The sequence below is a fragment of the Pseudomonas sp. AGC41 genome, assembly GCF_057334555.1.
The window spans coordinates 1-12699 of sequence record NZ_JBHFJB010000030.1 but is presented as its reverse complement, the minus strand read 5'-3'; the positions used below and the strand labels follow the sequence as shown (position 1 = coordinate 12699).

The following is a 12699-nucleotide window of genomic DNA, read 5'->3' as shown; positions in this document are numbered from 1 at the left end:
CCCCCCCCCCCCACAATTGGATCTGCCCCCGTTTTTATTCTCCGCGCAAAACCATCCATCGCCCCCAATGCTGGCGAAACCATCCGTAACCGCTGACCAGCAAGATCCCGCCCAGCACCAGAACCGCGCCGACGATAAAGTTCGGCTCCAGTGGCTCATCCAGCAACCAGACGCCAAATCCGATGCCGAACAGCGGCGTCATGAACGACAGCACGCCCAATTGCGACGCCAGGTAGCGGCGCAGCAGGGAGAACCAGATCAGGAAGCTGGCGAAGGACACCAGCAATACCTGGAACGCCATGCTGGCAATGAGTTTTGGCGTGGGGTTGATCGTCATTTGCCCTAGCGCTGCCGATATGCCGATCAACAGCACCCCGGCACCCACCAATTGATAAAGCAACGTCTGGCTGGCCGGCAGATTCGATAGCCGCGAGCAGCGTACCGTCACCGTGGTTGCGCCCCACAGCGCGCCGGCCAGCAAGCCCATGCCATCGCCCAGCAACGAGCTGCCGTTCGCCGCGCCCGAGCCGCCGCCGAAGGCCACCACGATTCCGCCGAAGGCAACGGCGATGCCTAGCCACTGCGCCGGTTTGAGGCGTTCACTTGGCAGCTTCCAGTGCAAGCCGAGGGCGGCGAACATCGGTGCGGTGTAGAGGAAAATCACCATGTGCGATGCCGTCGTATGACGCAGGCCTTCGCCTACCATCACGAACTCCAAGGCAAACAGCACCCCCACCAAGAGGCCGGGACGCCAACTGCCATCAGCCAGGGACAGGCGCTCACCGCGCGCCAGCACCAACAGCCAGACCAGTACCGCGGCGATGGCCGAACGCACGCCCAGTTGCAACATCGGCGCCATGTCGACGGCACCGGCCTTGATCGCGACTTGCTGGAAACCCCAGATGGCACAGAGGCCGGTCATCAGGGCAATGACCTGGCCATCCAGGGCGCGGCGAGTGGTCATGGAAAAAGGTCCTTGGCGGAAAAGAAAAAGATGAAAGGATTGTCTGCCTGACACCTTTGCTGGATATAGTGATTACCCGACAAGCCATCCCGGTAATCCGCCATTGCGGTGAATATGCAGCCTCCAGCCCAACACCTGAAGATTCCGCCGTTCGACGCGGCCCTGCCCTCGCCGATTTTCTTCCGCAGCGCCTGCATGCCGGCCCACGCCACTTATCCCCGGCACCGGCATGCCTGGGGAGAGTTCGTCTACTCCTACAGCGGTGTGATGGAAATCGAAATCGCCCAGCATCATTACCTGGCGCCACCGCAATATGGCATCTGGCTGCCGCCAGACATGGAACACGTTGGGTTCAATCGGCATGAAGCCTGCCATTGCTCGTTGTACCTGGCGGCCGAACTGTGCGACGCGCTGCCTGCGGTACCGTGCGCGCTGATCTTGAGCCCGCTGATCCGAGCGTTGCTGGAAGAACTGCGCAGAGCCCCGCCGAGCCAGCCACAGACGCCCGAAGAGCAGCGCTTGTTGCAAGTGCTGGTGGACAAGTTGACGCAGGCGCCCCACGTCGGCAGTTACCTGCCCTCCTCGGACGATCCGCTGCTGGGCCCTGTGTTGCGGGCCCTGGAGGCCAACCCCAGCGACCCGCGCTCCTTGCCGCAACTGGCTCGCGCCGCCAACACCACCGAGCGCACACTGATGCGCCGGGCCCAGCGGGACCTGGGCATGTCCCTGGTGGAATGGCGCCAGCGCCTGAAAGTCATCGAGGCCCTGGCCTTGCTCGAACGTGGTCAGAGCGTGGAAACCATCGGCCTGGACCTGGGCTACAGCAGCGCCTCGGCGTTTATCAGCATGTTTCGCAAGATGATGGGGACTACGCCGGATGAGTACCGCCGCAGGCATATGGCGGGATGAATGCAAGGACCCCTTCGCGAGCAGGCTCGCTCCCACACAAATGATCTCGGATGATCTTGAGTGTTGTGTTCAGCGCAGGTCAATTGTGGGAGCGAGCCTGCTCGCGAAAGCGCCAGCGGATTCAACCGCCACTTCACTGCTGACGCCAAAGCGCGCCGCCATCTCCCGCTGTCCAGCAACCGTCAACCCCAGCGCCCGGCTGTCCAGGTCCTGGGTCACCCATTTGCGCTCGATCGCCAGTTGCAGCAATGCCGCGCCCAAGGCTCCGCCCAGATGTGGTCGGCGCATGCTCCAGTCCAGGCATGGGCAGGCGAACCGCCGCCGTTGCGCAGCCAGTGCCTGCACATCAATGCCCAAGCCTTCGAACAGCGCTTCACCCGATTCGCTTAGCCGATAAGCCTGCCCTTCTACATCGAGCAGCCACCCGGCTTCAAGCAAGCGATCATGCAGCCGCACCGCCAGGATACCGGCCATATGGTCGTAGCAAGTACGGGCAAACTGCAGGCGATCCGGCGTACGTGGTGTGAAGGTCGGTGCAGCGTTCTGGCCAATCACCATCAATGCTTCGAGGGCTTCGGCTACGCGTTTATCGGTGAGGCTGTAGTAACGATGACGGCCCTGCACGTGCAAGCGCACCAGGGCCGATTCCTTGAGCTTCGCCAAATGCGCACTGGCAGTGGAAGCGCTGACCTCGGCAATCGCCGCCAACTCCGTGCTGGTGCGGGCGTGGCCGTCCATCAGCGCGCAGAGCATTCGGGTACGGGCCGGTTCGGCAATCGCTGCGGCCACCTGGGACACTCCCATGTCATGGTGTTCTGCGTTCATATTTCGCTCCCGGACGAATCAAGCCATGCATCGACTGGAGATAGTAGCAACACTTTCTCCACCACGAACGAGGCAGCGCTTCATGGACCCGATCACCGCCGCGACTCACGCTGATCCCTACCCTTACTACGCCAGTCTGCAAGCCAACGGAGGATTCGGTTTCGACGCGCATCTGAAACTCTGGGTCGCCAGCAGCGCCGAGGCGGTGTGCGCGGTACTGCATCATCCCGATTGCCATGTGCGCCCTGCTGACGAGCCGGTGCCCAAGGCAATTGCCAATGGTCCCGCCGGCCGAGTGTTCGGACAGCTGATGCGAATGAACGAAGGCGAACCGCACCGCTGTTCGAGGGCGACGATTGCGCCGGGGTTGCGGGATATCGATCCGCCCCAGGTCGAGGCATTGGTCAGGGCACGCTTGCTCAGGGAGGGCGCCGAAGGTCTGCACCAGGCGCAGTTCATCGGCCCGGCCAGCGTGGTGGCGGCGTTGCTGGGCTTCAACCCGGCGGAGAGCCGTCTGATCAGCGAATTGACCGCAGACTTCGTCGCCTGCCTGTCACCCCTGAGCCAGGCGAAGCAGCTTGAAGCCGCGCACCGGGCCAGCGAGCAATTGATGAGCCTTTTCGAGGAGCGGTTCAAGGTACCAGGCACTCCCTTGCTAAGCCTCATGTGCCAGGGCTTCGAAGGCGCCGACCCGGACAGCCGGATCGCCAACCTGATCGGCCTGCTCTCACAAACCTACGAAGCCACGGCGGGCCTGATCGGCAATGGGCTGTTGGCGTTAGCTCGCGACCCCGCTTTACATCAGCAGGTTCGGGACGACCCCAAACAGATCGGCGGGTTGCTGGCTGAAGTGCAGCGCTTCGACCCGGCGGTGCAGAACACCCGGCGCTTCGTCGCCATGCCCTGCGAGATCCTTGGCACTGCGCTAGAACCGGGAGATGTGGTACTGGTCCTGCTGGCTTCAGCCAACCGCGACCCGCAGCTCAACCCGCAACCGGACGCCTTGCTGTTGGATCGCGCCAATCGCCGCAGTTTCAGCTTTGGCAGCGGCCGCCATGAATGCCCTGGCCAAGACTTGGCCATGAACGTCGCTCGGGCCACCGTGGAGACAATCCTTGAGCGCAACCCACGCCTGGATCGGTTGACCTGGTGCTATCGCCCCTCGGTCAACGGGCGCATCCCGCTGTTCGCCAATCGGTGATAAAAAAAAGCGCCATCAATCGTCGCGGGTCAGCACTTCCAGCAGCTCGATTTCAAAAACCAGGTTGCTGTTGGGCTTGATGTGAGCGCCCATGGAGCGCTCACCATAGGCCCGATGGGCCGGCACCAGCAGCTTGCGCTTACCGCCGACTTTCATGCCCATCAGGCCGATGTCCCAGCCCTTGATCACCCGACCGGTGCCAATCACGCATTGAAAGGGCTTGCCACGACTGTAGGACGAATCGAACTCCGTACCGTCTTCGAGGGTGCCGCGATATTGGGTGGTAATCAGCGCTCCTTTGACTACGCTTTTGCCGTCGCCCGGTTCCAGGTCGATGATTTGCAGCTCTTCATGCATGGCGTTATTCCTGTGAGATCCAGGCGCGGGGTTTTCGCAGAAATCCGCGCGACAGGCAACTTTTTGCGGCAAAGGGGAACCGCAACGGCCACTTCGGTTCACATGGGTATCGACCCTGCATTTTCAGATAAGGACCTTCTGATGATCGACTCTCGTCCGCTCCACGGTTTCATTCCGCCTTACATTCTCAATCGCATCATCGCCCATGGCTCCGAACAGCAACGTTCAAGCGCCCTGGGCACCCTGACCCACGTCAACAATCTACGCCATAACCCTGGCCCGCCGAGCAATCCACCCGCCGCGGCGAAACTGCCCACGCCTGGCAAAGCCGGCCATCCACAGCGCAGCGTGCACGACACGCAGAACTCCATGGAACTGCCCGGCCAACCGGTGCGCCTGGAAGGCCAGGCGGCCAGCGGCGATCCGGCGGTGGACGAAGCGTATGACGCCCTCGGCGCCACCTATGAATTTTTCTGGAAAGTGCTCGGGCGCGATTCCATCGATAACAAGGGCTTTGCCCTGGTCGGCAGCGTGCATTACGGCCAGGATTATGAGAATGCCTTCTGGAACGGCGCGCAAATGGTGTTCGGTGACGGTGATGGCGAGATCTTCCAGCGATTCACCCGTTCCCTGGACGTGGTGGCCCATGAATTGGCCCACGGTGTCACCGAAAGCGAAGCCGGCCTGATCTATGCCAACCAGTCCGGGGCGTTGAACGAGTCGATCTCCGATGTGTTCGGCGTGTTGGTCAAGCAATTCGTATTAGGCCAGACCGCCGAGCAGGCCGACTGGCTGATCGGCGCCGACCTGCTCACCGACAAGATCAACGGTGGCGGCCTGCGCAGCATGTCCAACCCCGGCACCGCCTACGATGACCCGCTACTGGGCAAGGACCCGCAACCGGGGCATATGCGCGAATTCGTCATCACCCGTGAAGACAACGGCGGTGTGCACATCAACTCCGGCATTCCCAACCGGGCCTTTTATCTGGTGGCAACCGCGCTCGGCGGATTCGCCTGGGAAAAGGCCGGGCGAATCTGGTATGACACCTTGTGCGACAGGCAACTGGCCAACGACGCATCCTTCAGCGCGTTCGCCCGCCTGACCGTCGAGCATGCCCGCCAGCGTTTCGGTGAGCAGGAAGTGCAAGCGGTGCGGGATGGCTGGGCGCAAGTGGGCGTCGACCTGAACGAGGAGAACGGATGAAAACCCTTCCAGACCTTGACGATAAAGCCGTGGTCAAGCTGTCACGCCAGGGTGGCGTAGCGGCCATCCATGCCCTGACCCGCCCCCGGGAAATCGAATTCGCCCAATGCGATATCAACCAGCGCTCGCGCATCTGCTCGGTGCTGGAGGGCTGCCTGCCGCTCACGTCCTCCGCTCCGGGTCGGGGTGACCAGCGCTATTTCCAGATCGAGGTGCGTTATCGGGCGAACGACCAGGACGACGAGATGGTGCTGCAGGTGCCCGAGGACCGGGCGCCTGGCGAACTGGTCCACCTGTGGGACAAGGGCGAAGTGCTCTGAGGGTCTAGCGCGTAGCGGGAACGATCTTGACGATGGCGCCGGACACGGTTTCGATCAGTAGATACTTGTCGTCGATCTGCACCCATTGTTGCTCGTCGGTCGGCTGCTCGAGTTTCTTCTGCTTCCAGTCCTTCATGGCCCGGTCCGCCCGCTGGTAGTCTGCCGGTACCCGGTCATTTTCCACCAGCCGGCGGCCATTGCTCGGCGAATGCTCAAGGGCGTCGCCGGTTTTCTCGACCGCTTGCACAACGGGCCCAAAGGCTCCGAGGCCGGCGACCAGGACCAGACTGGCGATCAGGGTTGGTTTACGCATAAAAAACTCCAGTTATCCAAGGTACTGAATCTGGGACTCCGTCGGCGGCGAATCATTCCGTTTACTGTTGCTTCTGGCGGCCAACATTCCCATGTGGCGAGGGAGCTTGCTCCCGCTGGGTTGCGCAGCGACCCCAATCCAGGCAACGCGATCATTCAGTGATACCGCATTCACCGGGTTTACGACTGCTGCGCCCGAGGCGTCGGACCGGCCCAGCGGGAGCAAGCTCCCTCGCCACGGGTCTGGCATGGCATAGTGGCGAGCCTTGGCCCAACACCCACCGGACGGACCCCACATGAGCACCACCACCTCTTCCCCCGCCCTCAAGGAAATCTTCAATGCCGCGCGCCTTGAACACATCGCGACCGAAATGCACGCGGTGTATCCGGCCTTCGATGCCAAGGCGTTCCTGAACCTGGCCAACGCCGGGTTGGCTGACTTGTCGGTGATGCAGCGCATGGCGCGGGTCAGCGAGTGCCTGCATGAGGTCCTGCCGCTGAGTTACGAAGCCTCGCTGGAGGTACTGCGGGCCCTGGCCCCGCGGGTGAACAGCATGTTCGTCAGCATGTTCCTTCCGCACTATGTAGCCTCTTACGGTCGGCACACCTTCGAGTTGTCGATGGACGCGCTCAAGTATTTCACCCGGTTCGGCTCCGCTGAGTTTGCCGTGCGGCATTTCCTGCGCGATGACCTGACGCGCACCCTCGCAGTCATGCATGACTGGGCGCTGGACAGCAACGAGCACGTCCGCCGTCTTGCCAGCGAAGGCAGCCGGCCGCGCTTGCCTTGGTCGTTTCACCTGGAGCCGATCCAGGCCAACCCGGAACTCGCCGCGGCGATCCTTGATGCCCTCAAGGCCGACGAAAGCCTGTATGTGCGCAAATCCGTGGCCAATCACCTGAACGACGTGACCAAGCAGCATCCCGATTGGGTCCTGGAGCGGATCGAAGGCTGGCCGTTGCACGATCGCCATAGCGCCTGGATTGCCCGACACGCCCTGCGCAGCCTGATCAAGCAAGGCAATCTGCGGGCGCTGGCAGTCATTGGGGCAGGAAGCAAGGCGCAGGTGGAAGTTTGCGAGCTGCAAGTGACCCCTGCGATGATTCATCTTGGCGAGCCCATCACCTTGTCGTTCAAGGTGCGGTCCACGTCCGGACAGAGCCAGCGTCTGGTGATCGATTATGCGATCGACTATGTGAAAGCATCCGGCGGCACGTCAGCCAAAGTGTTCAAGCTCAAGACCTTCGACCTGCCCGCCCTGGCTTCTGCCAACCTCAGCCGTTCCCAGCAGATTCGCGAGCTGACCACCCGCCGGCACTACGCGGGCCGGCATGCGGTCCATCTGCTGATCAATGGCGAACGGCTGGGCGGTACCGCGTTCGAGATCGTTCCCTGAACGATCGCCTCAGGCCATCTCGACGCGTCGCGCCTGACGAATGTTCTTCAGGAAGTGCTCGGCCGGCTGCGGATGCCCCAGCAGGTACCCCTGCAGCGAATCGCAGCCCAACTGGGTGAGGAAGTCCTGTTGCACATCGGTCTCCACGCCTTCGGCAACGATCCGCAGGCCCAAGGCCTGGCCGAGGGCGACGATGGCCGAGACGATAGCCGCGTCGTCACTGTCGTGCTCAAGGTCTCGCACGAAACCGCGATCGATCTTCAACTCGTTGGCCGGCAGGCGCTTGAGGTACATCAGGCTCGAATAACCGGTGCCGAAGTCGTCGATGGAAAGGTCCACGCCCATGTCCGACAACCGTTGCAGTACCGTCATGCTCGCGTCCGCGTCGCTCATGGCGGTGGTCTCGGTGATTTCCAGGGTCAGGCTGTTGGCCGGCAGGTGGTGCGTCTCCAATGCCTTGGCAACGCTCTGCACCAGGCCCGTATGGCAGAACTGCAAGGCCGACAGGTTTACCGCGATACGCCAGTCGGTGTAGCCCAACACGTACCATTCGCGCATCTGCCGGCAGGCTTCGTTCAGCACCCATTCGCCGATCGGGATGATCAGCCCGGTCTTTTCCGCCAGGTCGATGAAGGTGTCGGGCATCAGCAGGCCCTGGGTCGGATGGTTCCAGCGCAGCAGCGCTTCGGCCCCCACCGGACGGCCTTTCGCGGCGTCGAACTTGGGCTGGTAATGCAGGCTGAACTGGCGCTGTTCGACCGCGATGCGCAAATCCTGCAGCAGTTGCAGTTGCTTGCGGGCGTTGCTGTTCATCGAAGCATCGAAAAAGCTGTAGCCGTTCTTGCCGGCGCCCTTGGCGTGGTACATCGCGGCGTCGGCGTTCATCAGCAACTCGTCGGCGCTCTGGCCGTTGCCGGGGTACAGCGCGATGCCGACGCTGGCGGAAATCTGCAAGTCATGGTCGGCAACCCGGAACGTCCGGGCGATCAGCCCGACCTGACGCGCGGCCAGGCGCAAGGCGTCATCCGGCTCGGCCAGTTGCACCAGCAGGACAAACTCATCGCCCCCGATCCGCGCCAGGGTGTCCTGGCTGCGCAGGTCTTCGCGCAGGCGCAGCGCGACGTCCCGCAACAACAGATCGCCCATGTGGTGACCAAAGGCATCGTTGACCGGTTTGAAGCCGTCCAGGTCGATGAACATCAAGGCGAAACAACCGCCCTGCTCTTGCACCCGGTGCATCGCCTGGCCGATACGATCCGCCAGCAGTACGCGGTTGGGCAGGCTGGTCAGGGGATCGTGCAGGGCCAGTTGGGTCAGTTCACGATTGGCCTGGGTCAAGGACCTGGCCAGCTCCGCGGTGCGAGCCTCCAGACGTGCGTCGAGAATCGAAGTCAGCAAGGCAATCGCCAGCACCGCCAAGGTGGTGATCAACACCATGTTATCCAGTCCCTTGCCACTCAAACCATCCAGGGAGCCACAGAAACTGCCTTCGCTGAACTGCGCCGCAGCCATGCCGGTGTAATGCATGCCGACGATGGCAACGCCCATCACCACGGCGGCCCCGGCGCGAGCGAGGCGTACATGAGGAGTATTCTGGCGCAGGTGAAAGGCGATCCATAACGCCGCCGCGCACGCCACCACGGCTATTACCAGTGAGGCGCCGAACAGCGTTGGGTCATAATCGATACCCGGCTGCATCCGCAACGCGGCCATCCCGGTGTAATGCATGGCACTGATGCCAGTGCCCATCACCAGCGCGCCAAACGCCAGCTGCCAGGCGCGCAATTGCGGCTGGCTGACCAGCCAGAGGGCAAAGCCGCTGGAAAGAATGGCGATCAGCAGCGACAACGCCGTGATCGCCGCATCGTAGCCAAGCTCCACCGGCAAGCTGAACGCGAGCATGCCGATGAAATGCATCGACCAGATGCCCACCCCCATCGCCAGGGCACCGCCCGCCATCCAGCAGTGCACGGCCCGACCCTGGGCAGTGGTGATGCGCCCGGTCAGGTCCAGCGCGGTATAGGACGCCAGGATCGCGACAAACAAGGAAATCGAAACAAGGGCGGGAGAATAGCTGCCGATGAGCATGGATTTTTCTCGTGGCCAAAAGGCCGAACTGCTTCCATGCCTGGTTGGAAAGCCGGCGATTGTACACAGTTGGTACGGTGGTGCACGTACCAAACATCAAAAAGCCATCATCGGTGGGATATTTGCGACGAAAGACACGTCGCCATCGCGAGCAAGCCCGCTCCCACAGGGTGTAGCGGCGTATGGAAATCTACCGTTCATACACAAATCCATGTGGAAGCGAGCTTGCTCGCGAAGGCGGTAGTCGCCGCAAATGAAGAACCCGAGCCTGAACGGCTTCGGCTAAGATCTGATTCATACTCCCCGGCATTCCCACGCCACAGTGAGCTCACATGCCCCGCCTCACCCGCACTCACCCACGTCTTTCCTGCGCCACGGTCATTGGCCTGGCGGCGGGCCTGCTGGTTCCTGCGGACTCGATCATCGGCAAGGTCCTGATCGGCTGGAACGTCGGGGTCTGGACCTACCTGGCGCTGATGTTCTGGCTGACGGTGCGAGCCAAGGCACCTGACGTCAAGCGCATCGCCGAAATCGAAGACGAGAACGCCGGGCTGGTCCTGCTGATGGTCTGCATCGCGGCCTTGGCGAGCCTGGCGACCATCACCTTCGAACTGGCCGGCAGCCGTGACCTGCAAACCGCAGGCAAGCTGCTGCATTACGGTTTCACTGCATTGACCGTGATCGGTTCATGGCTGCTGATCGGGGTGATTTTCAGCGTGCACTACGCGCGCCTGTATTACACCTGGCCCGGCAAGGAGCCCGCCCTGCGTTTTGCCGAGGGACTGACCACGCCGAACTACTGGGACTTTTTGTACTTCTCTTTCACCATCGGCGTGGCGGTACAGACTTCGGACGTGGGGGTTGCGACGCGGCAGTTGCGCAAGATCGTGTTGGCGCAGTCGTTGATCGGGTTTTTGTTCAACACAGCGATCCTGGGGTTTTCGATCAATATCGCGGCGGGGTTGTTTGGCTGAATGTGTGGGGCCCCTTCGTGGCCCAGCCGGGAGCAAGCTCCCTCTCCACAGGCGACAATCAGCACGCTGGGGGTAGCCAGAGCCGGAAGCGTGCCCCGCCCAGCGGCGAGGCCTCGACCGTGAGGGTGCCGCCCTGGGCTTGCAGGGCGCGGCGGCTGATCGCCAGGCCGAGACCGAAGCCGCCCGTGGCGCGATCACGGCTGCGGTCCAGCCGGTAGAACGGCTCGAATACCCGGTCACGCTCGCTGTCGGGAATGCCGATGCCATCATCGTCGACCCAGATTTCGCAGCCCTGCTCGCTGACCAGCACCCCGACCTGGATGCGTTTTTCGCAATAGCGCATCGCATTACGCAGCAGGTTCTGCAGGGCCCGGGCGGTGAGGCGTGGGTCGAGCTCGAAACGCTCCAGGGCCCCGTGCAGCAAAACGTCGATCACCACCTCCGGCGCCGCCAGATCTTCATCGAGGCTGCCGAGGATGCTGTCGATGAACTCGTCCAGCGGCACTTCGACCCGCTCCGGCAGACGCTCAGGGTTCTGCAGGCGGCTATAGGACAACAGTTCCAGCACCAACTCATCCAACTCACGAATGTGCGCCACCAACCCTTGCAGACGCTCGCGGCTGGGCGCCGGCAAATCCTCGGACAAGGCCAGTGCCAGGCCGAAATCGAGCCGGGTCAACGGCGTACGCAGTTCATGGGATACGGCATTGAGCAGGTCGCGCTGCTGATTGAGCAGATTCTCGATATCGCCCGCCATGGTATCGAACACATGGGCCAGGCTACCGATGTTCGAGCGCGGCGCGATATGCGTGCGCTCACCCAGGTGGCCCTTGCCGAAACGCTCGGCGGTGCGCTTGAGCCGCTCCAGGTCGCGCCAGTGCGGCCGCAGCCAGAGCAGCAGACAGCCGAGCATCGTCGCGCCGATCAGCACGTTGATGCTCCAGTACAGCCAGCTGACATCCGCCGGATCCGGGGGCACGATCATCTTGACCGCGGTGCGCCCATCCAGTGGCGCGGCCGCCAGGGTTCGCCAACCCCAGTCGCCGATGCGCACCACATTCTCACCGCGCTGCAGGCGCGCCTGCTCGGTGGCGGTAAAGCCTGCATCGTCGGTGGCGGCCAGCTCGATGCGCAGCGGCTCGAACTCCTCGTCCATCTGCGCCGCCAGCGCCGGCCATTGCGCGCTGGGCACGGCGCGAAACTGCTTGACCATCAAGGTCTGCAGGCCACGGGAATAGTCGAGGTTGTAAGTCTGGAAGCGCTCATGGAACAGGCGGATCACCAGTTCCGGCATCAGGTAGATCGCCGCGCTGTAGGAGACAATGGTCACAAGATAGAGGCGAATCAGCAGCTTCCACATCGCTCAGCATTCCCACTCGGAACGGCTGAACAGGTAGCCCTTGCCCCACACAGTCTTGATCTTGCGCGCCTCGCCGGCGTTGTCGTCGAATTTGCGCCGCAATTTGGAAATAGCCACGTCCACCGAGCGATCGGTGCCGTTGAATTCGATGCCGCGCAAGCGCTGCAAAATCTGGTCGCGGCTGAGCACCTCGCCGGAATGCCGGGCCAGCACCACCAGCAGGTTGTACTCGCCGCTGGACAGCTCCACCGGCTGCCCGCGCCACGTGACGGTGCGCTCGGACAGATCGATGCACAGATTGCCCATGACAATACGGTCGTTGACCGTTTGCGGTTCAGTGAGGCTACTGCGCCGCAGCAAGGTGCGTACCCGCGCCAGCAATACCCGCGGCTCACAGGGCTTGGTGACGTAGTCATCGGCGCCCATCTCCAGGCCCAGCACCTGGTCGTGGCTGTCATCCCGAGCGGTGAGCATCAGGATCGGCAGGGTCGCCGAATCGGCGCGCAGCAGACGGCAGACCTGCAAGCCATCCAGGCCCGGCAGCATAAGGTCGAGGATCACCAGGTCCGGCGGATTGGCCCGCGCCCGCTCACGGACGTGATCGCCACGGTTGAGGACGCTGACCTGATAGCCGTTGCGCTCCAGGTAGCTGGAGATCAGTTCGCAAAGGGCGGCGTCGTCTTCGACGAGGAGGATGTTGGGCATGGGTGGTCCAGAAAATACGGTGGCGCCTGGGCGGGCCTCATCGCGAGCAAGCTCGCTCCCACAGGGGTTTCGGTACGCAGC

At 62.6% G+C, this 12699-nt stretch carries 13 protein-coding genes; 6 read left to right on the top strand and 7 right to left on the bottom strand.

Annotated elements, in window-relative coordinates:
* Positions 1-34: 34 nt before the first annotated feature.
* On the bottom strand, positions 35-964 hold the full coding sequence (locus tag ACE04F_RS05750) for a DMT family transporter (protein ID WP_486105380.1): 930 nt from the start codon (positions 962-964) through the stop codon (positions 35-37).
* A 114-nt stretch (positions 965-1078) separates the two neighbouring features.
* Here ACE04F_RS05750 and ACE04F_RS05745 point away from each other — a divergent pair, with 114 nt between their 5' ends.
* Positions 1079-1873 (top strand): AraC family ligand binding domain-containing protein, encoded by a 795-nt coding sequence (locus ACE04F_RS05745; RefSeq protein WP_486105379.1) that lies wholly within the window; start codon positions 1079-1081, stop codon positions 1871-1873.
* A gap of 69 nt (positions 1874-1942) precedes the next feature.
* Here the strand turns inward: ACE04F_RS05745 and ACE04F_RS05740 are convergent, their stop codons facing one another.
* On the bottom strand, positions 1943-2698 hold the full coding sequence (locus tag ACE04F_RS05740) for an ArsR/SmtB family transcription factor (protein WP_486105378.1): 756 nt from the start codon (positions 2696-2698) through the stop codon (positions 1943-1945).
* Between the two features lie 82 nt (positions 2699-2780).
* Between ACE04F_RS05740 and ACE04F_RS05735 the strand changes: the two genes are divergently transcribed.
* Entirely contained in the window at positions 2781-3899 is a 1119-nt protein-coding gene (locus ACE04F_RS05735; RefSeq protein ID WP_486105377.1) for a cytochrome P450, read from the top strand.
* Positions 3900-3914: 15 nt separating this feature from the next.
* Here the strand turns inward: ACE04F_RS05735 and ACE04F_RS05730 are convergent, their stop codons facing one another.
* Positions 3915-4256 carry an FKBP-type peptidyl-prolyl cis-trans isomerase gene (locus ACE04F_RS05730; protein WP_486105376.1) on the bottom strand — a complete coding sequence of 114 codons (342 nt, stop codon included), beginning with the start codon at positions 4254-4256 and terminating at the stop codon, positions 3915-3917.
* A 141-nt stretch (positions 4257-4397) separates the two neighbouring features.
* On the opposite strand from ACE04F_RS05730, the gene ACE04F_RS05725 reads away from it, so the two are divergent.
* Both ACE04F_RS05725 and ACE04F_RS05720 read left to right on the top strand, forming a co-directional pair.
* Positions 4398-5462 (top strand): M4 family metallopeptidase, encoded by a 1065-nt coding sequence (locus tag ACE04F_RS05725; RefSeq protein WP_486105375.1) that lies wholly within the window; start codon positions 4398-4400, stop codon positions 5460-5462.
* Complete coding sequence (locus ACE04F_RS05720) at positions 5459-5782, top strand: protealysin inhibitor emfourin (RefSeq protein WP_486105374.1); 324 nt, start codon at positions 5459-5461, stop codon at positions 5780-5782. The genes ACE04F_RS05725 and ACE04F_RS05720 overlap by 4 nt, the downstream gene beginning before the upstream one ends.
* A 4-nt stretch (positions 5783-5786) precedes the next feature.
* Here ACE04F_RS05720 and ACE04F_RS05715 read toward each other — a convergent pair whose 3' ends face one another.
* On the bottom strand, positions 5787-6095 hold the full coding sequence (locus ACE04F_RS05715; protein ID WP_486105373.1) for an RcnB family protein: 309 nt from the start codon (positions 6093-6095) through the stop codon (positions 5787-5789).
* Positions 6096-6390: 295 nt separating this feature from the next.
* Between ACE04F_RS05715 and ACE04F_RS05710 the strand changes: the two genes are divergently transcribed.
* Positions 6391-7491, top strand: a complete 1101-nt coding sequence (locus tag ACE04F_RS05710; protein ID WP_486105372.1) for a DNA alkylation repair protein — start codon at positions 6391-6393, stop codon at positions 7489-7491.
* A gap of 9 nt (positions 7492-7500) precedes the next feature.
* Here the strand turns inward: ACE04F_RS05710 and ACE04F_RS05705 are convergent, their stop codons facing one another.
* Positions 7501-9579 (bottom strand): putative bifunctional diguanylate cyclase/phosphodiesterase, encoded by a 2079-nt coding sequence (locus tag ACE04F_RS05705; RefSeq protein WP_486105371.1) that lies wholly within the window; start codon positions 9577-9579, stop codon positions 7501-7503.
* Positions 9580-9911: 332 nt separating this feature from the next.
* On the opposite strand from ACE04F_RS05705, the gene ACE04F_RS05700 reads away from it, so the two are divergent.
* Entirely contained in the window at positions 9912-10553 is a 642-nt protein-coding gene (locus ACE04F_RS05700) for a DUF1345 domain-containing protein (RefSeq protein WP_486105370.1), read from the top strand.
* 58 nt (positions 10554-10611) lie between these two features.
* Here the strand turns inward: ACE04F_RS05700 and ACE04F_RS05695 are convergent, their stop codons facing one another.
* Together ACE04F_RS05695 and ACE04F_RS05690 are read right to left on the bottom strand one after the other, a co-directional pair.
* The gene (locus ACE04F_RS05695; RefSeq protein WP_486105369.1) at positions 10612-11913 is read right to left on the bottom strand and encodes an ATP-binding protein; all 1302 of its coding nucleotides are present in this window, start codon (positions 11911-11913) and stop codon (positions 10612-10614) included.
* Between the two features lie 3 nt (positions 11914-11916).
* Positions 11917-12618, bottom strand: coding sequence for a response regulator (locus tag ACE04F_RS05690; RefSeq protein WP_305500301.1), 702 nt, complete (start codon positions 12616-12618; stop codon positions 11917-11919).
* Positions 12619-12699 lie beyond the last annotated feature (81 nt).